Source organism: Colwellia sp. SU-HH01172 (assembly GCF_057553355.1).
Window position 1 is genome coordinate 272,133 of record NZ_BAAJMB010000005.1, and the last position, 20,273, is coordinate 292,405.

General features: G+C 41.6%; 9 protein-coding genes. 2 read left to right on the forward strand and 7 right to left on the reverse strand.

From position 1 onward, the window contains the following. Positions 1 to 31: 31 nt before the first annotated feature. The 5 genes from AC27JP_RS14780 to bglX all read right to left on the reverse strand — a co-directional run bounded on the left by AC27JP_RS14780 (position 32) and on the right by bglX (position 9,242). Positions 32 to 2,314, reverse strand: coding sequence for a TonB-dependent receptor (locus AC27JP_RS14780; RefSeq protein WP_487116406.1), 2,283 nt, complete (start codon positions 2,312 to 2,314; stop codon positions 32 to 34). A gap of 206 nt (positions 2,315 to 2,520) precedes the next feature. Continuing rightward, positions 2,521 to 3,441 carry an extracellular catalytic domain type 1 short-chain-length polyhydroxyalkanoate depolymerase gene (locus tag AC27JP_RS14785; RefSeq protein ID WP_487116408.1) on the reverse strand — a complete coding sequence of 307 codons (921 nt, stop codon included), beginning with the start codon at positions 3,439 to 3,441 and terminating at the stop codon, positions 2,521 to 2,523. A gap of 274 nt (positions 3,442 to 3,715) precedes the next feature. After that, positions 3,716 to 5,041: a glycoside-pentoside-hexuronide (GPH):cation symporter gene (locus tag AC27JP_RS14790; RefSeq protein WP_487116410.1), complete on the reverse strand. Its 1,326-nt coding sequence runs from the start codon at positions 5,039 to 5,041 to the stop codon at positions 3,716 to 3,718. Between the two features lie 44 nt (positions 5,042 to 5,085). Continuing rightward, the gene (locus AC27JP_RS14795; RefSeq protein WP_487116412.1) at positions 5,086 to 6,921 is read right to left on the reverse strand and encodes a glycoside hydrolase family 3 protein; all 1,836 of its coding nucleotides are present in this window, start codon (positions 6,919 to 6,921) and stop codon (positions 5,086 to 5,088) included. Between the two features lie 98 nt (positions 6,922 to 7,019). Then, positions 7,020 to 9,242 (reverse strand): beta-glucosidase BglX, encoded by a 2,223-nt coding sequence (gene bglX, locus AC27JP_RS14800; protein ID WP_487116414.1) that lies wholly within the window; start codon positions 9,240 to 9,242, stop codon positions 7,020 to 7,022. 413 nt (positions 9,243 to 9,655) lie between these two features. Between bglX and AC27JP_RS14805 the strand changes: the two genes are divergently transcribed. Further along, a complete protein-coding gene (locus tag AC27JP_RS14805; RefSeq protein ID WP_487116416.1) occupies positions 9,656 to 11,188 on the forward strand; it encodes an MFS transporter in 1,533 nt (510 codons plus the stop codon). 778 nt (positions 11,189 to 11,966) lie between these two features. Here the strand turns inward: AC27JP_RS14805 and AC27JP_RS14810 are convergent. Then, positions 11,967 to 14,969 (reverse strand): TonB-dependent receptor, encoded by a 3,003-nt coding sequence (locus AC27JP_RS14810; protein ID WP_487116418.1) that lies wholly within the window; start codon positions 14,967 to 14,969, stop codon positions 11,967 to 11,969. Between the two features lie 89 nt (positions 14,970 to 15,058). Next, positions 15,059 to 18,247: a family 16 glycosylhydrolase gene (locus AC27JP_RS14815; RefSeq protein ID WP_487116420.1), complete on the reverse strand. Its 3,189-nt coding sequence runs from the start codon at positions 18,245 to 18,247 to the stop codon at positions 15,059 to 15,061. A gap of 476 nt (positions 18,248 to 18,723) precedes the next feature. Here AC27JP_RS14815 and AC27JP_RS14820 point away from each other — a divergent pair, with 476 nt between their 5' ends. After that, entirely contained in the window at positions 18,724 to 20,220 is a 1,497-nt protein-coding gene (locus tag AC27JP_RS14820; RefSeq protein WP_487116422.1) for a family 16 glycosylhydrolase, read from the forward strand. Positions 20,221 to 20,273: the final 53 nt, after the last annotated feature.

Sequence of the window (20,273 nt, forward strand, 5' to 3'; positions counted from 1 at the left end):
AGCTCTGATATTCAGACAATAACATAATCAATTAAAATTGATATCCGACAGTGAAGGATACTGTTCTGGGATCACCATAATAGCCGATTAAGGTATTATCTCCGCCTAAGCCTGGAGCATAACCACCATCGTCTAATGGTGCAACGAACTGATAACCACCGACCATATAATCTTCATCTGTTAAGTTTTTAACATGTAATCCTGCGTTCCAATTACCGTCATCACTGTACCAAACAACGCTGACGTTGGTTAACCCATAACCATCTTGAGTCAGTAAGCTATTTTCTTCAAACAAAACATAATCGTCACGATAGTAGTAGCTCGCGTTAACAATAAAATCGCCAACCGTTGATTCTATGGTGTAATTCACACCAAGATTAAAGGTGTAGTCTGGGGTATTTGAAATTGAGAATGAGTCTGACTTGTCAAATTCTTCACCTGTGTCTGGGTCGGTATCGATGACTTCTTTAAAGTCAGTGTCGATAAAGCCAAAACTTGCGGATAACATTAGGCTTTCAGTAGCTAAGTAAGTAAATTCAGCTTCAACGCCGGTTGCATCTGAAGTACCAATATTTCCCAGCCTTTGATTGAGTTCAGTTGCATCTTCACTTGGTAGCACTGAGATGTATTGACGGTCTTTGTGATCAAGCGAGAAAAGTGTGATATTGGCACGTAAGCGATTATCTAGCCATTCGCTTTTCATACCTATTTCAAATGAATCAACTTCTTCAGGATTTGCCGCGGGCTCTGCTGTGGTTGCACGCGGGTTGAATGTACCTGATTTGAAACCTTGCGAGAAACTGGTAAAGAACATTAAATCACTATTAGCTTGATATTCAAGGCCAATACGAGGCGTAAATTTAGACCAGTCATCTTCATCGTCAAGCACAATGGGAACTAAGTCTCCCTCAGGTCGAATATAGCCATCAATCCAGCCCGACTCAGGATAGACAGTGTCAAATATTAACCCGTTGCGTACTAAGGCTGCTTTTTCATCTTTAGTGTAACGTGCTCCAGCGGTAACAGACCATTTCTCTGATAGGTCGTAGCTTAATTGCGCATAAACAGCTTTACTGGTGGAATTGCTGCAACCACTGACTTCTCGTGTTAAACCGGGAGCGCCAAAAGCGCTTTGCCCTAATACTTCTAAAATGGCTTCAAATTGCCCACATGATTCACCATCGTAATAATATAAACCAGAAACAAGTTTATAATTTTCGCCGATGTTATTGAGCTGAATTTCATGCGTTTTCTGTTCGTCGTCATATATCGCAGGAACATCAAAAATTCTCAAAGAGGTGTTGTCAAAGTCGATATTTGTTGGTGAGTAGCTGTCGCGCGATGAAAAAACATATTTTAATGTTGTAGCATCACTAACGTCCCACTTAGCGCTAAAGCTGATGCCTTCTAGTTCGACTTCATTCCATGTTGGCAAACTGGTGTAGGAATCATAAAAACTGTCTGGCACCGGCGCATCAGTGAGTATACTGGGCAGTAATCGATAACCGCCTTTGGCATTTGAGTCGTCTTGGGTTTTATCCCAGTTGAAACTAAAAAGTAAATTATCGCTGGCGTGATATTCAAGACTAACTCTGCTTGCGACAACGTCTTTATTGTAGTTTTCTTTATTTTGATTATCGAGATCAGAGCTTAAATAGTCGCCGAACCCGTCACGTTGTAAGCTGGCTAAACCAAAACCGACATAAAGTTTGTCGGCAATGATCGGGTATTGACCGGTTAGCTTTATGTCTTTTTGATTGTATTGGCCAACGGTACCTTGAATTTTTAACTCAGCGTCACCAGACATTTCTTTGGTGACATACTTAATCGCACCACCTATAGTATTTTTACCATAAAGTGTCCCTTGTGGTCCGCGTAATACTTCAACTCGTTCAATGTCGAGTAAATCGAGTACTGCACCTTGCGGTCTGGCAATATAGACATCATCAATATAAATTCCAACGCCGGCTTCATAACCCCATAATGGATCTTGTTGACCGACACCACGAATAAATGCGGTGATGGTAGAGTTAGTGCCGCGGCTACGTTGTAATGTCGTGTTCGGGGAAAATTGCTGAACTTCGGTGATTATTTCGATACCTTTCTCTGCAAGTTCATCGGCGCTTAATGATGTTATTGCCACCGGAACTTCTTGTAAGCTTTCAACCGATTTTCGCGCGGTGACTTCAATACGTTCTAATGTTGGATCATCAGCTAATTGCTCATTAGCTTGCGCAGCCATAGTGTTTTGGCTGGTGAGTGCCGCTGAAATTGTTAAGGCTAAATAACTCAACCTACCTGCATAACGTTTCATAATTTTTCCCCGTATTTTTATATCTAATAAATAGCTAATTTACGCACTTTATTGTTTTCATTAGTGTGCATAAAACTCTATAGTAAATTTGCAAGAAGATAATTTGTACTATAGTAGTATGCTGTTCGTATTAGTTGTTAAGTCATTGTAATCATTGTTTTATATTGATTTTTTAAATAGTAATTGTAGTTTTTATATTGCTACGGCTAAATTTCCCAAGCATTCAGTAAATACTGAACTGTGCTAATTGGCGCTTTAATAACAAAAGGAGCCTCACTGCCGCCATTGGCTATATCAGGTGTTATCGCGATACCGTGAGTCATATTTTCAATTTCAATGAGTTCGACATCGGGTAGTTTATTTTGTCCTTGCCATTGACTGACTTTATAACCAGGATGGTTTGATACCTTTGGTTGTGGTGACGATTGGCTTAACTCCGCCCAATGTATGGCTAATTGTTGCGCGTTAATAGGATTTACCACTGAGTCTTGAGTGCCGGTCCAAATTGACAATGGCGGCCAATTGTTGTTTGAGCTGTTTTTTTGTTTTACTAACTGGGTTAATTGCGATGATTGTTGCGATGGGCCGCTGCGCATACAAGCGATGGCGGTGATTAAATTATCCGCACAAGGGTAAGGTATGCCAGCAACAATTGCACCAGCAGTAAAAATTTCAGGATAATTGACCAACATCGAACTTGCCATAGCACCGCCAGCAGACAAGCCTATGATGTAGATATTAGTGATATTTTGCTGAGTATTCAGCGTTGAAATCATGTTTTTTATCGACAGGCTTTCACCTTGGTTTTTTTCAATATCTTGTTTGGAAAACCAATTAAAACAGCCTTTAATGTTGTTACTTTGGCTCTGCTGTGGAATGAGCAGGGAAAACTGTTTTTTGCTTGCTAAAGCGTATAAACCACTTTGTTTTGCAAGTACTTCACCTTGTTGAACGCAACCATGGAGCAAGACAATAAGGTTTGTATTGTCTTTTGCACCTTTCAAGTAGCTCGCGCTTAGTTCTCCGGGGTTAGTGCCGAAGTTATTTAGTGGTAAAAAGTTGGCGTGGCTGAAAGTGCAAAATAATGTTGATACAACTGCGATAAAAGTACAGATATGTTTATACATGACCAGTTTCCATGTTAAATAAGATAAAAGTTATAGACCAGAGCATGGCGTAACTATGGTAATTATTGAATGGTACTTTAGTTCCAGAGGAATTGTTAAACTATTATTTTATAAGATAAATTGCTTAAAAATAACTTGGTTTTTATGGCGTGACTTTACATGCCAACTGAAACCGAAACTGAAAGGGTGTTTAAAAGGTTTAGCTTTACGTGTTATCAAACTAATCCGTACTTCTTAAGGTGAATAAATAAGTACGGATATCGCTTAAAAATAATTAATGACTTGTTTTCAGTTCTAGATGTATATCGATAACCTTTTTATTATCTAAAATATACCAGCGCATGACCCAAGCAACCAGAAATGAACCAATGGCGGGAAATAGCGTAAACGATATTTGAATACCATGCTTTGCTGTGTTGCTTTGTTCGACATCGGCTTGGTAGCCATAATAGGCCAATAGCCAGCCTGCAAATGCTCCGCCAAATGCCACACCTAGCTTGATGAAAAATACCACGGATGAAAAAACTAATCCGTTTAATCTTATCCCCGTTTTCCAATGACCATAATCTATGGTATCGACCATTTTTGCCCACAGCAGTGGCGTTGCCATTTGCAAAAAGAAACTCCATAAAAAGAATAGTGTAAATGCTAGTTCTAATTGCTCTGGTCTTACCCAATAACTAACCACACAAATACAGGCGGCAATAAACTGCAGGCAAATATAAGCTCTAATTTTGCACATTCGCTTGGCTAGTTGTTGAGATAAAGCACAACCAAGAATACTGCCAATCATACCTAAGGTCATAAAGTTGGTAATTTGCTCAGGCACGCTAAGGTAATATTTTACATAGTAAACAGCCAATGTTGCTCGCAGTACTTGGCCAGTCAGTAAAAATAGCCCCGCAAGTGATAAAATACGCCATTGATCATTTTGCCATAGCAGCTTGATGTCTTCTTTAAGTGGAGCCTGCTTGGCTCTAGGTTGATGTACTCGTTCTCGAGTACCGTAAAAACAGAGTAAAAATAGAATAACCCCGAAAGCACTCATGGCTGTCATGGTTAATTGATAGCCTTTCGCCGTATCACCTTGACCAAAATATTCGACTAGTGGCAAAGTTAAAGCTGCAACAATAAGACCACCTAACATTCCGAAAACAAAGCGATAAGATTGCACAGAAACTCGTTCGCTTGGTGAAGCAGTAATCACGCCACCAAGTGCAGAATAAGGTATGTTTATTGCGGTATATACCAACATTAACAGAATATAGGTAACGGCGGCGTACAGTAGTTTACCGTTAGCTGAAAAGTCTGGTGCGATAAAGGTGATCACACTGACGATGCCGAAAGGAATGGCTAACCATAATAGGTAAGGGCGGAATTGTCCCCAACGAGTTTGAGTTCTATCAGCCCAAGATCCCATCAGAGGGTCTGTTATCGCATCAATGACTCTCACCGCTAAAAATAAACTGCCAACCCAAGCCGGAGATAAACCGACAACATCAGTATAGAAAATGAGGAGAAACATCATTACGGTTTGAAATATAATATTACTAGCTGTATCCCCTAAACCATATGATATTTTTTCTTTGATACTGAGCATTTTTACCTCTGTTTCTTGTTGTTGATTTAAAAACTAAAACTCGTCTAGTTGTGTTGATAGCGTAAGCCAAAACCATATGGAAAGAGGGGCTTGTATAAAATATCACTTTGCTTATTGCTTGTGTATGTTTGATCTGGCCAGCTAAAAGGCAGTTTGCCGGTAAAGTTGTAATCACCAAAAATCACATCTGCGATACCTTGTCCTTCTGAGCCTGGCAACCAAGCAGCGATAAACGCATTTGCACTAGATAGTTCCTTATTGATGATTAATGTGCGGCCAGATATAAGCACTACAATAACAGGGATGCCATTGGCTTTTATGTTAATGATGGTTGCCAAATCTTCTGGGTGCAGTAGCGCTAGTTCAAGAGAGTTACCGTAAGGTTTTAATAGCTTCATTTGCCCGTCCATTTGTGAGCCTGTCTCTACCAAGGTGTTTTCACCATCTCTAATATCGCCAAGTCCTTCGGCATAAGGCTTTTCACCAATTACAACGATAGCTACATCATATAAGCTGGCATTTGCATCTTGGGCAAAGTCCGCAGAAGAAAGTACCGCATTGGCGGCTACTTTTTTAATACCTTGCCAAATTGATGTACCGCCTTCTATATCATCACTATTTGAAGTCCCTTGCCAATCGAGGGTAAAGCCGCCACATTGGTGACCTATATTATGCGCATTTTTACCAGCAACAAGTATGCGAGCCTTTTTACTGAGCGGAAGCAGGTTGTTGTCATTTTTTAGTAGCACTAAAGATTGTCGTACAGCATCTTGAGCAAGATCTCTATGCATTTTACAGCCAAAACTTTGGTGATTAGCCCACGTGCGCTTTGAGGGTTGTGACTGGACAAATAACCCTAAGGCAAATTTGACAGAGAGGATGCGTGCAACAGCATCATTGATGCGGTTTATTGAAATCGTCCCAAGTTCAACATGACTATGAACATGATCAATAAAGGTACGCCAGTTTTGCGGCACCATAAAAACATCAATACCAGCGTTTATTCCTTTACTGACCGCGAGGTAAAAATCAGTGCTAAGGTCATCTATTCCTTCCATATCCGAAATTACAATCCCCGAGAAGCTCATATCTTCTTTGAGTGTTTCAGTGATCAGTTGGTAACTGCCATGGCACTTGTCTCCATTCCAACTGCTAAATGACACCATTACTGAAAGAGCACCGGCCTCCAGAGCACTAAAATATGGTCGCATGTGGGTGTTTTTTAGCTCTTGAAAAGATAACTTAGTATTTCCCTGATCTATGCCGTGTTGCGTGCCACCATCGCCAACCCAGTGCTTTATACAGGCGACAAGTTGTTGCCCACTTTGTTCTTGCTGTAACCCCGTTACTACATAGGGAGCATATTGACTAACTAGTGCAGGGTCTTCTGAATAGCTTTCATAGCTTCGCCCCCAGTGGCAGTCTTGTGCTACAGCTAGGTTTGGTGCAAACACCCAATCTATACCGGTTGTCATGACCTCTTTGGCCGTTACTTGAGCAATGTTGTTAAGTAATGTTGGGTTCCGGCTAGCACCAAGTGCAATATTATGAGGGAAAATTGTCGCGCCAGATACGTTGTTGTGTCCATGTATGGCATCGACACCATACATAACCGGTATTCCTAAGTATTGCTTGTCGCTGTCTCGGGATGCTAGCCAATATTCATCGAGCATTGCTAACCAGTCTTTGGGTCGGTTGTTAGCGGGAAATGAACCTGCAGCACTAAGTATCGAGCCAATATGATAATTTTTAACCTCATCTGGTGTGCAGGTAAGTCGCTCTACTTGGGTCATTTGGCCAATTTTCTGTGCGAGTGTCATTTGAGATAGCAAATTATCTACTTGGGCGATAATTTCGGACTGTTGCAACAATAGGGTCATAGTGGTATCTCTACAGCTATTAAAGATAAGTGATTTTCTTGTCTACTAAATTCAAAAATCATTAGGTTATAATCCAAAGTGCAACTCAAAAGTTTACTTTATTTGCTTAAAGTGAAAAAACGGCTTAATGTAGCGTCAGAGCTATTACCAAGCCAAAGTTGAAACTGTCCAGTTTCCGCGCCAAATTGCATCTTCCGATCATAGAAAGCTAAGTCTGATTTTGTTAGCGAAAATGAGATGGTTTTTCTCTCTTTTGCTTTAAGTGCTATTCGTTGAAAACCTTTAAGTTCTTTGACTGGGCGGGTTACATTTGCAACTAAGTCACGAACATATAGTTGCGCAACATCTTCACCGGCAAGGTTACCGATATTTTGCACTTCGACGGTAACAGTGAGAGTGTCATCAAAGCCGAGCACTTCTTTACTTAGCTGAATGTTTTGGTAACTAAAATCAGTATATGACAAGCCGAAACCAAATGGAAAAAGCGCAGAAAAATGTGTATCTAGGTGGCCAGCAACCATACCCAATGAAGTTTGGGGAGACCGCGCGGGTATATCATTCATGTGAACGAATTCGTGATCAGTAATGGGTTTCCCTGTGTTCTTTTGGGCGTAATATAATGGGATTTGGCCGACATTTCTCGGAAATGTTACTGGTAGCTTTCCTGAGGGTATTGCTGCACCAAAAATTAAATTGCAAATAGCCGGGCCAGCCATTGTGCCAGGGTGCCATGCATATAATAGGGCATCAACCTGAGGTAGCACCTTAGTTAATGTTAGGGGACGACCGGCCATGATAACTAACACAATGGGCGTCGCTGTTTTTGCAATTTCGCTGATCAGTTCTTCTTGGCAGCCAGGTAAGTCGATTGAGGATCGGCAATGAGCTTCTCCTGACAATATTGACTCTTCACCTAAAAACAATATCGCCACGTCGGCCTGTTGCGCCGATAATATCGCGTCGTTAAAACCTTCTTGTGATGTTGCTCGTGATGTTTCTAAGGCACGGCAATAGTCGATTTCTACTTGGCTATCGACATAATTTTGTATTGCCTCTAGGCAGGTAACGCTGTGTTTTTCTTCTCCGTCAAATATCCAGGTGCCTAATTGCTCATAACCGTCGTTTGCTAGCGGGCCAATAATAGCAGCGCGCTTTATTCGCTTAGCTGCTAGTGGCAGAAGGTTTTGTTCATTTTTTAATAGTACGCAGCTTTGCTCGGCGGTTTTTTGCGCTAAGGCGAGATGCTCTTGGCAAAGCAAACTTAGTTGTTTTTCTGCCGAGGTATATGGACAGTTAAAAAGATTTAATTGAAATTTTAAGGTGAGAATGCGAGCAACCATGGTATTGATGTTTGCTTCGTCTATTTTGCCGTCAGTAATTAGCTGCTCGACATTTTCTGCATAGGTGCGACTAACCATTTCCATATCTATGCCAGCATCTATTGCTTGGTATGCGGCGCTTTTATCATTTTCAGTAAAGCCATGAGTGCTTAATTGTGAAATGGAATCCCAGTCACTAACGACAAAGCCTTGATATTGCCACTCTTCACGTAGAACATCATTCATAAGCCAACGGTTTCCAGATGCAGGAACGCCATTCAAGTCACTAAACGCCGCCATAAATGTCGCGACACCGGCTTCTGCTGCCGCTTTAAACGGCGGTAAGTAAACATTGCGTAGTTCATGCTCACTTAAGTTAACACTGGCGTAATCACGACCACTTTCTGAAGCCCCATAGCCAACAAAATGTTTTGCACACGCGGCAATACTATCGTCACTTGCAAGCGAATTTCCTTGAAATCCGTTTATCATGGCGACGCCTAGTGTGGAACACAGATATGGATCTTCGCCTAGGCTTTCTGCGATTCTTCCCCAACGAGGATCACGACTAATATCTATCATAGGAGCAAATGTCCAATTAACTCCTAAACTTGAAGCTTCCTTGGCGCTAACTTGCGCTGCTTTTGTTACTAGCTCAGGCGACCAGGTTGCCGCCTGGCCTAATGGAATTGGAAATATTGTTTTGCAGCCATGAATGACATCTCTACCGATCAGTAATGGAATTCCTAGTCGACTCTCTTCTATAGCAATACGTTGCAGTTCATTAACGGTGTTTAGGTCAACCTCGTTTAATATTGAGCCAACGTGTCCCGCTTGAATTGCGCCTGCTAACTCATCATTAATATACCCTGCTAATCCTGATAGCTGACTCATCTGGCCTATTTTTTCTTGCAGCGTCATTTGCGCTATCAGCGCAGTTATTTGTGACTGATATTGAATTGAATTAGTTTTTCTGGATTCACTAATTGATGCAGTTGGCATTTTTATCGTATTTTTATTTAATTTTATCTTTACTCTAGAATTTATGCGCACTGTTGCAAGTAAAACGCGTTGAAGTGGACTAATGTTGAGGTGATGCGGGCAGTCGTTAGTTGCAATGTATGAAATTTCACTAAATAAAAAGTTGTTGATTATATAAGCTATTTCTTAATTGCTAAAGATTCCTTGTTGCTATATTTATGATTGCTCTCATCGCAATTGGTATTCAATGTAAATATTGTGATGGACCACTTCATCGTGTACAGATGACCATCTCATCGTATTTCTATTGTGCCGTTTACATTTCCAGATAAGGTCAAAGTAACATTTATAAATTTAGTCACAACAAACAAGTGCCGTTCATGCTTTTAATGTCACTGTTTTAGAGGCTAAATCAGCCAATGGAATACCTTGTTATGAGTTCAGCGCAAAAGTGCCAAACTGCAGCAGAAGATAGAATTTCTTTTACTAAGAAGTTTATTTATGGCCTAGGGGGATTAACCAATAATTTGCTTGGTGCGGCTATTGGCTCGATGCTAATCGTGTTGAATTTAGGCCTAGGTATGAATCCTGCTTTAGTTGGACTCATTGGTGCATTGCCTCGTTTGACCGATGCAATTACCGACCCTTTAATGGGCTATATTTCTGATAATACTCGTTCAAAATGGGGCCGTCGTCGTCCATATATATTCTTTGGTGCAATATTTTCAGGTGTTGTTTTTGCTTTACTATGGCAAGTACCTTTGGCACAAAGCGAGAACTTTTATTTTTGGTTTTTTCTAATTGGCTCTATCATCTTTTATTTAGCCTATACGGTGTTTGCCACACCTTGGGTGGCATTAGGGTATGAACTAACGCCTGATTATCATGAACGTACGAGTTTAATGGCTGTTCAAAACTTTATGGGGCAAATGGCATGGTTAGTTGCGCCTTGGTTTTTATGGTTTATGCAGTCCGATGTTATGTTTGACGATATGATGGAAGGTGCCAGTTGGTTAGCGATAATCATAGGTATTTTCGCTATCGTAGTTGGTGTACTGCCAGCAATATTTTTAAAAGAACGGTTCACTTTGTCTAGTGAAAAAACGCTCGAAAAAATTGATAATAAGCATAACGCAGAGAAACCTGAAGGTGTTGCAGCTCAGGAAGAGTTTCCTAGTGGCCTGGCTGATTTCTTTAAGGGCTTTATTGCTACGATTAAATTCTCTCCGTTTTTACGACTTTGCGCAGCAACATTTTTAGTCTTTAACGGCTTTATGTTAGTCGCGTCATTTCAAACCTATGTCATTATTTATTACGTTTTTTCCGGTGATCAGGCCTTAGGTGCTGAGTATGCCGGCTGGTCTGGCACTGTCTCCGCCATATCGACGTTTTGCGTCATTTTTTTAGTGACTAAGCTGTCGGCAGCCGTCGGCAAGAGAAAAGCTTTTTTTATTGTAACCAGCGTGTCGATTTTTGGTTATGGCTTAAAGTGGTTTTGCTATAACCCAGACTACCCATTGCTGCTACTTGTGCCTCCCGTGTTTATTGCATTTGGCTTAGGTGGCTTGTTTACCTTAATGGGCTCTATGGTTGCTGATGTTTGTGATTTTGATGAGCTGAAAACGCGTCAGCGCCGAGAAGGAATGTTTGGGTCAATATATTGGTGGGTGGTCAAACTTGGAATGGCGCTGGCGTTAGCTGTTGGCGGATTTTTATTAAATGCTACCGGGTTTGATGTTGCGCTTGGAGGCGCACAGTCGGCTGATACCCTATATATGATGCGTCTTTTTGATGTCTTGATCCCAATGTTGAGTTCAGGTATAGCGATTTGGATGATCGTTAAATATCCGATAACGGAAGATAGGGCGCTTGATATTCGCCAGCAACTAGAAGCTAGGCGGGGTAAAAGTAACCCAGTACCGGCATCAGATGCTGATGCTGAACTTTCTGTCGCCGAGCAAAGTTAAGTCTTTATACGTTAAGTTTCAGTTTCCAATCAGACCTCCCTGTACTGATGGTTGCACTCAAGTTTTATGACGGTATAGCGCAGAAAGTTAGCGACTATGGTATTACTCATAAACCTTGAGTGCTTTTTTCTTCTTTGAATAACTGCTGATAGTGGTTTTCCTAAATATATAATCTTTACCTCGCCTAATCGAAAGCATATTTTAATATCATCATTAGAACTTGTTTTAGTTCTTAAAAGTTATGCTTAGCTTGGTGCTTTGGCAAGTATAGTCCCTAAAGTTCTTTGTTTAAGGGGTAACTAATAGTTCAGCATCACCAATCAGTTACAGCCGCTTTAGGCAAATGAAGCATATAAATAACTCATCGCATCAAATTACCCGGAACGGTGTTCTGGCCTTTATAGCTATTAGATAATAAAAGAAAATTTGTGACATAGTTGTTGATAATGATGATTGATATAACAAGGGATTGAAAGTGCTCTTAGGTCAGCATTAACAACTTGTGTGCTTAATAACTGCCGGTATTAAGGTTGGTTGCTATTTGCCGTAAACTGTAAATAAAATAAATGAGCGCATAAAAAAATCGCAGCCTAATTGACTGCGATTTTTAAATTTAATATTAATACGATGATTTAGTTAACGCTATCACGAACATCTAAGATATAACGAAGATTAGTTTGCCAAGAAAATAAGTATTACTACGCATAACAACCTTAGCTACCGCATCAAATGTTCGCGGGCTGTTTACTTTAATAAGCAGCCCTTAAGTCACTAATGCTTAGTCACCCATAGTGTATCTAAATCCAAGCACATACCTTGGGCCATATTGTGCGGCACTGACAAATTGATTTTCGAAACGGCTATATTTGCGTTCAGTTTCGTTGGTCAAGTTAACACCATCAAAAAACACCGTCATATTGTCAGTGACTTCATAGTTAACACTTAGGTCCCATTGCAGGAATTCTTCAGCATATAGAGGTGCTGAGTCACCACCTGTATCAGGCAGGCCTAAACCCACTAAGTATTCATCACGCCATGCGCCAGTGACTTTGACAGACAAGCCGTCCTTTTCATAGAACATTTGTAAGTTGGCAGAATCACTTAGTCCTTCTAGTACCTTTTGACGACCAATGAAGTAATTATCGACATCAACATCACCGCCAACAAAGGTGGCATTAACACCAACACCAAAACCAGTTTCACCAAATAGATGTTGAACAGCAAGCTCAATACCATTAACTTTACGCGCTTCAACATTCTCTGGTGAATCAATAGTCCACTCGATTAAAGGGTCAGTTGCAGAGTCGGGTAATACTCGATTGTTCTCACCAATACCAACACCATTTGCAACAATTTCATTGTAAATAGCAGCATCAGTAGCTTGTTCACCACGTCCTTCAATAGCAGATACGGCATTATTCCAACGCTGACCTAAGTAAACGTCATGTAAACCTTCATAAGTTGTCTTTACTGAAGAGCCGGCAATCCAGTCATCAACATCTTTCCAGAATAAGCCAACAGAAGCATAGCTTGCATCATCGTAGTAATACTCAAGCGACAGATCTAAGTTGGTTGATTTAAATGGTTGCAAGTTAGTGTTACCGCGACTACCACTTCTTGAACCGACTTTAGGTGAAGGGGTTAAATCTAGGTTACCCAACATATCGCCTAAAGAAGGTCGAGTAATGGTTTGACCTATAGATGCCCGTGCTACTAGGTCGTCACTTAGGTCAACTTTAATGTCTAGCATAGGTAGTAAAAAGTCGTATTCACCCTCAAATTCAACTTCAACTTCGCCGCCACTAGCAAATTCAGTGATCCATTCTGAGCCACCGGCCCAGTATACTTGCTCCGCCACGCGACTTTTTGCTGGGCTAACAGCGTCAGTTTGTTCATAACGTAAACCAAGGTTCACTTGCACGTCATAACCACTGATTTCAAATGCCCAATCGGTAGCAACATATAAGCTGATAGTTTCTTCTTCAACTTTCTTGATTGGGAAGTTATCAAAAGTGCCAATTTGATAAACGTCACTACCAACTACATCTTCGGTTAGAAATAGGGCTTGTCTGGTATAGGCTTCATCAAGGTCAAATGTGTAAGCGTAACCAGGTGAAACACCACCTGAGCCAAAAGAAAACTCGTCAAGAAAATCACTTAAATCAACTCTTTCAAACATACTATCAGGGAATATTTCAGCAAAAGTTCCGTTGTTGAAACCCGGAGCATTGGCATTGTTCGAGCCGCCCCAACCGGTCAATGTTTGTTTGGTGTAGGCGGTACCAAATTTAATGGTTTCTAAGCCAAAGTCAGTGTCGACGATTAACTTACCGTCTAACTGCACTTGAGATACTTCAGACTCGGCCGGCGTGCGGGTAAAAATACTAAAGTTAGAGCCAATTTGGTTCGGATTAATTTCTTGCGTGCCATTATTCCAGTTAATGTTAAAACCAGGAATATCACCTTCTCTAAAGAAGTATTCTTTGCTTGATAAGTCGGCTGAGCCTAAAATAACGCGAGCATTGGCGCCTAAGCCCTTATCTTTACCGTTATCGGTTGTAGTTTTTGAGGTATGGGCATCTAAAGTAAAACTTAAATTATCATTGGCATACCACTCAACATTAATACCTGTGGCTTTTGAGTCAACTTCAGTTGTTTCGCGAAACGACGTAAACGAACCATCATCACCCGCAGAGTTGTAATAAATAGCGGTGCCATTCTCATCTAACTCATAAGAATTAGCATTGCCGCCAAATGAGCCGTTCCATACCCCCCAAGAAAGCGAGTTATTGCCGGTTACTGCATTCGATATGGTGTGATCAAGGGTGAACACTAAATCATCAGTCGGCGCAAACTGAAAAGTCACTTGGGCATTGGTACGTTCACGTTGAACGTCATCACGTGCATAGCTTATTTCTTGCGGAAAGAATGAAGCGGCAATAGGTGAAACATTCCCGTTCTCATCAAGTATCGTATACTGTTCAACAACATTACCTTCAGCGTCAAGAGGGCGGTTATCAATGACATTTTCAGGATCTAAACTGATATTATGATTTCTGATCCATGAACGTACATTGGCTGATTGTCGTTGAAAGTCACGACGATGATAAGAAAAATTAGCCGACACACCAAAACGATCATCATCAAAGGTATTACTATAAATACCGGCAATTTCCGGCGTTACATCATCACCTGCTTCTACCGAACTGTCATGAATGCCTTTTGCCATAAAAGAGAATTTTTGCCCTGGGTTTTGCAACGGCTTTGAGGTAACAATGTTGACCGTTGCCCCTAAACCACCGGTAGGCATATCGGCACGTGCGGTTTTAATGGTTTGTAGCTCACTAACCCCTTCAGACGACAGGTTTTCAAAATTGAATGAACGGGTAAAACCTGTGCTCGCCATTTGGCGACCGTTTAAAGTGACTAAGTTAAACTCTGGGCCAAAACCACGAGCAGTAATTTGGCTACCTTCACCATTTTCACGGCTAATCGTAATACCAGTAATACGTTGTAAAGACTCCGCCAAGTTGGTATCAGGAAATTTACCCATTTCTTCGGCGGAAATGGCATCAACGACACCCGACATATCACGTTTAATATTCATTGAACGCACTAAACTACCGCGAATACCCGATACTGTGATCACTTCAATGTTTTCTTCTTTTTCTGTTAATGCGGCGTCTTCTTCCGCAGCAAAAACTTGTTGGCTAAAGCCCGAGCTAATAATTGCTGATATACATACAGCTAAATGTTTTTTTGAGAATGTTAAATGTTTCATGTTAACCCTACTTAGTTAAAATTAGTTTTATTTATGGCGGCTAAGTATCAATAACCGCACATTTAAAATTAGGTTTTTAAAATGACGTGTTACGGGGCTGTTATTGCGACATTATCAAGTCGATAAACTGCTCCGTCACCCGTTCCCCAAGCAGGGAAAACCATAATTACATCAATTTCACTAACATCTAAGCCAGCATCAAATAGGTCTGAAAGTGTATAAGTGTATGTTTGCCATTGGCCTAAAACTGGCGCTGCACCTTCTTGGCTTGCGGTTAAATCTAATTCAACAGCCGATGTGGTATCGCCAGATTCAATTTTAAACTTCCACTCCGCACTCGCATCATTTGGCGCACTTACCATTTTCATATCAAACTTCACAACACCGTTTTGTAGTAATGCGCTTGCATCATAATAAACATTATCGTTTGCCAAGAAGCCCATTACTGTTGGCGTTGCACCAATAACAAATTCCGCTACCATGCCATGTGCTGCATCATCTTCTTCTTCAGTTGGTGTTGAGCCTGCACAACAATCCCAAATTGGCCATTCGGCATTTTGTGCGTTGTCGTATAAAGTTAAGCCTTGAGCCGTTGGCACACTAGTTGGATCAAATATCATCACGTTGTCTAAACGGTAAACCGCACCTTCACCCGTTCCCCATGTTGGGAAAACCATCACCACGTCAATCGCACTTAGGTCTAAACCTGCGTCAAATAAACTCTGTAGCGAATAAGTGTAAGTTTGCCATTGACCAACAACAGGAGCTGCACCTTCTTGGCTAGCCGTTAGGTCTAATTCGACAGCAGACGATGTATCACCAGCTTCAATTTTAAATTTCCATACCGCGTTGGCATCATTTGGCGCATTAATTACTTTCATTTCAAATTGCATTACGCCAGAACTTAGCAAGCTCGAAGCGTCCAAGTAAACATCATCATCAGCTAATAAACCCATTACCGTTGGTGTTGCTCCAATGACAAATTCTGCTGTCATACCATGGTCTGTGTCATCATTTTCAAGCGTAGGTGTTGAGCCACCGCAACAATCCCAAATACTCCATTGCTCTTTGGCGTCATCTGCAAATAAAATGTGACCAGTAAAGTCAGTAGAGGCATTTGAATCATAGATTTTTACATTGTCGACACGGTAAACAGCACCGTCACCAGTACCCCAGGCCGGGAATATCATTAGCACGTCAATTGCGCTTGCATCTAATCCGGCATTGGCAAGGTCAGCTAAATTGAAGGTATAGGTTTGCCATTGGTCGGCAACAGGTGTAACTCCTTCAACACTATCTGATAACGGCAATTCAACGGCAGTTTCTGCGTTATCGGCTTCAATTTTGAATGTCCAAGTTGCACTGGCATCAGTTGGCATAGTGACAACTTTCATGTCAAATTGCACAACACCGTTAGCTAAAATACTAGTAGCATCAAATGGTGACGGAGTGTCAGTATTTGCTGCTCTTGAAATAAAGCCCATTACGGTTGGCTCGGCGCCAATACTAAATTGTGCTACCGCGCCATGTGCATCATCGTCAGTTTCTACGGTTGGCGTTGAACCACCACAACAATCCCACATTGGCCAGCTGGTGTTTTCTGCGTCTTCAAATATGGTTACCTGAGGCGAAGCAACCGCGTCTCCTGCAATAGATAGGTTAGTAACATGATAAACAGCACCTTCACCTGTGCCCCAAGCTGGGAAAATCATCACCACGTCGATAGCACTTAAATCTAAGCCGGCGTCAGCTAATGTTTGTAAAGGAAATGTATAGGTTTGCCATGCGCCCGTTTCAGGGGCTGCACCTTCCGAGCTTGCCGTTAGCGGCATTTCAACGGCGGTAGTACCTTCTTGACTTTCAACTTTTAGTATCCAAGTTGAGTCGGCATTACTAGGAGCTGTGACAACCCTCATGTCAAATTTCAAGGTGCCAGAATCAATTAACGGCGATGCATCAAATGGAGACGGTTGCCCTGCGGGGTCATCAATAAAAGCTTCACGAGAAATAAAGCCCATCACTGTTGGTTCAGCGCCAACAACAAATTCAACCACATCTCCTTTATCAGCATCTGTAACGACTGCAGGTGTTGAACCACCACAACAGTCCCATGCTGGCCAATTCGGATTAATCGTGCCCGAGAAAATGGTTAAATTTTGCGGAACCCCAGTAGATGGCGGCGACGGAATTGGCGCTTTACCTTCAACCATAGCATCGTCAAAGCTATCGTAACCAGGACGAACGGTTTCACAACCCTTACCGGTTAATGTGTCTTGTTGACATTGGTATACTCGCACGTAATCTATGATGTATGAGTTACCATTTTCAAAGGCGCTAGCGTCGATACCCGTATCATTTACTGCCGATGGCCAGTCTCCACCAACCGCAAAATTTAGCAATAAATGAAAGCGTTGGTCATAAGGCGCATTTTCCCATTGTGTTTCAAGTTCACCGGAAACAATATTAAAGTTTTCAGTAAACCAACCACGATGAGACAAACCAACAGGTTCATCTTTACTGTTATAACGTACGGTAGATTTACGCTGCGTTGCATATAAATAGTCATCGACATACCAGCGAATTTCGCCTTCTTGCCATTCTATTGCATAGGTGTGAAAGTCATCGGCTGGGTTGATATCATCAGGTAATAAATAAGCTTGTCCTGAGGAACTGTTATCCGGCCATTCTTTACCATAATGTAAGGTGCCATAAACGTTAGCTTCACTGCCACCTTCGTTCGTGCCGGCTTTTAAGTTAACCGCCTCAATAATGTCGATTTCACCGGAACGAGGCCAGCCGCCATAAACTTCGTCGGTAGGTAGCATCCAAAATGCTGGCCATGCGCCTTGCCCTGCGGGTAACTTAGCACGCATTTCAAAGCGACCATAAGTCCAGCTTTGATTGCCTTTAGTGTTTAATCGAGCAGAAGTATAAGGCTTGGCAGCACCTTCAGCAGCTGGAAGAGCGACAATGTTAAGCATGCCGTCGGCAACAAAAGAGTTTGCAGCATCATCGGTATAACACTGTTCTTCATTATTACCGCCACCACCACAATCAACTTCATGAGTCCATTTGTTAGCATCAATTGATGTACCATCAAATTCATCATTCCACACCATTAACCAATCACTAACCGGTTGTTGTGGATCGATAGCGTTGACGTTGGTTTCAGTTTCAACGCTACTACCGCCGCAACCGGATAAACCTGTTGCAATGGCGATGGCTACCGAAGTGGACAGGCCAAACGCTGCTTTTTTAGCGTTAGTTATTATTATCATTCTTCACTCCCCCTAGATTTCTATAATCCTAGTTGGCTGACTGTTTTAACCTTTTATAAGCAAAACAAACAACACCAACAAGACGTAATACGAAACTATGTTAAAAAAAGTTGCTTTCTGTAATGAGATGTAGCACAAACTTTTTCATCCTCGTATGAAAATGCGCTCAGATGGGATCATAAAGAGGTGGAATGGATTATTTGTCCAATTTGTCTTATTTGCCTAAAGAAATTGACTGGCCTATTTTTTTATCATCACGCTATAGAATGCTAAATGGCGCATTTTCTCTCGATCTCGCTTTGTCTAGTTGGTCGCAGCCCTAGTCCGTTTTAACTTGTTTTAATTGCGTTAAATGGCGCTTCAATTATTGTTTGGCTGATAAACAGCTGACATTGACAAATGATCAAACGGTATTGTTAGCGTGTCGTCAAGCGTAATAATAATGTTGAAAGTTAAGATATTGGAGATTAGTTGCTATGCAGCAAGTTACTGGCTATAAGCCGCATTTATTTAGTTATTCAATTGTAGTCATTCTTGTCAGCAGCCTTAATGTCACAGCGTCTATCGCTGGTGGCATTAGCGAAAACATTGACAGTACTTTGTCATTAACTTCTCCAAATAAGGCTGTTAGCTTAAATGTTAGCGATGAAGCTAGTCCTGAAATCGATAGAACCAATCCTGACGATGCAAAGCATATTACCGGTGAATTCCTTGCGACCAAGAAAGTAGAGCACAACGATGCTGTGGTTTGGGCGATAAATATTGCTGGCGGAGAGTATCAGGGTAAAGACGGCATTTTATATCAAGAAGATAATTTGGCCTTGGCTGGCTCCTCAGGAACGATTTCCAATGTTGATGGTAGCCAAGACAGTGAAATCTTTAAGTCTTTTCAGCAGGGTAATTTCAACGTAACAAAAACACTGCCAAACGGCATTTACGATATTACCTTTAAATTTGCTGAGCCTAATGATATTGGTGTTGGATCCCGAGTATTCGATGTAGTGGCAGAGAATAAGGTGGTTATTGAGAACTTAGATATACGTTTGGCTCGAGATGGTAAGTCTCGGGCGGCACTTGTGCGCACAGCGACCGGTATTCGTGTTGAAGATGGTGAACTGACCATTAGCTTTAATGCCTTGCAAGGAGCGCCGGTGTTGAGTGCCATTGTTGTTCGCAAGCAGTTCCAAGACCCCCGTAACTGGCAGCTCGTCTGGCAAGATGAGTTCAATCGCAATGGGCGACCTGATGCAAGTAAGTGGAATTTTGATCAATGGCCAGCGAAGAAAGTCAATGGTGAAGATCAGGCTTACACCAATCGTGCTAAAAATGCTCGTGTTGAAGATGGTCTGTTAGTGATAGAAGCCCACAAAGAAGATTATGGCAATGCCAAATACACCTCTGCTCGCTTAAACGCTCAAGGCAAAGGCGATTTTCTATATGGTCGTGCAGAAGTGCGTGCAAAAATACCCGCAGGGCAAGGTACATGGTCAGCCATTTGGATGCTGCCATCGAACCCATATCAATATGCGACGACCTGTAAAAAAAATGAAGATTGGCAGGGCAGCGAAACATGTGACGCTTGGCCTAATTCTGGTGAAATCGACATCATGGAACATGTCGGCTATGACATGCATACCATACATGGCACCGTACACAATAAAGCATACTATTGGATTAATTGGCAGCAGCGCAAAGCAAGTATTGAAGGACAAAATGTAGATAAAGCTTTTCATACCTATGCCGTAGAGTGGTCTCCAGAAAATATTACAGTTTATCTCGATAATGTACCGTATTTCTTCTATCGAAATGAGGGAAAAGATTGGCGTTCTTGGCCATTTGATCACCCATACCACTTAATTTTGAACCTTGCCATTGGTGGCGCATGGGGGAGAGCAGGTGGGCCTATTGATGATGATATTTTTCCCGTGCAAATGTTAGTTGACTATGTGCGGATATATAAGCTTAAACCATGACATTACGTCATTAAGAAATAACCATTTTTAAAAGTAACAGCCTGAATTATAGG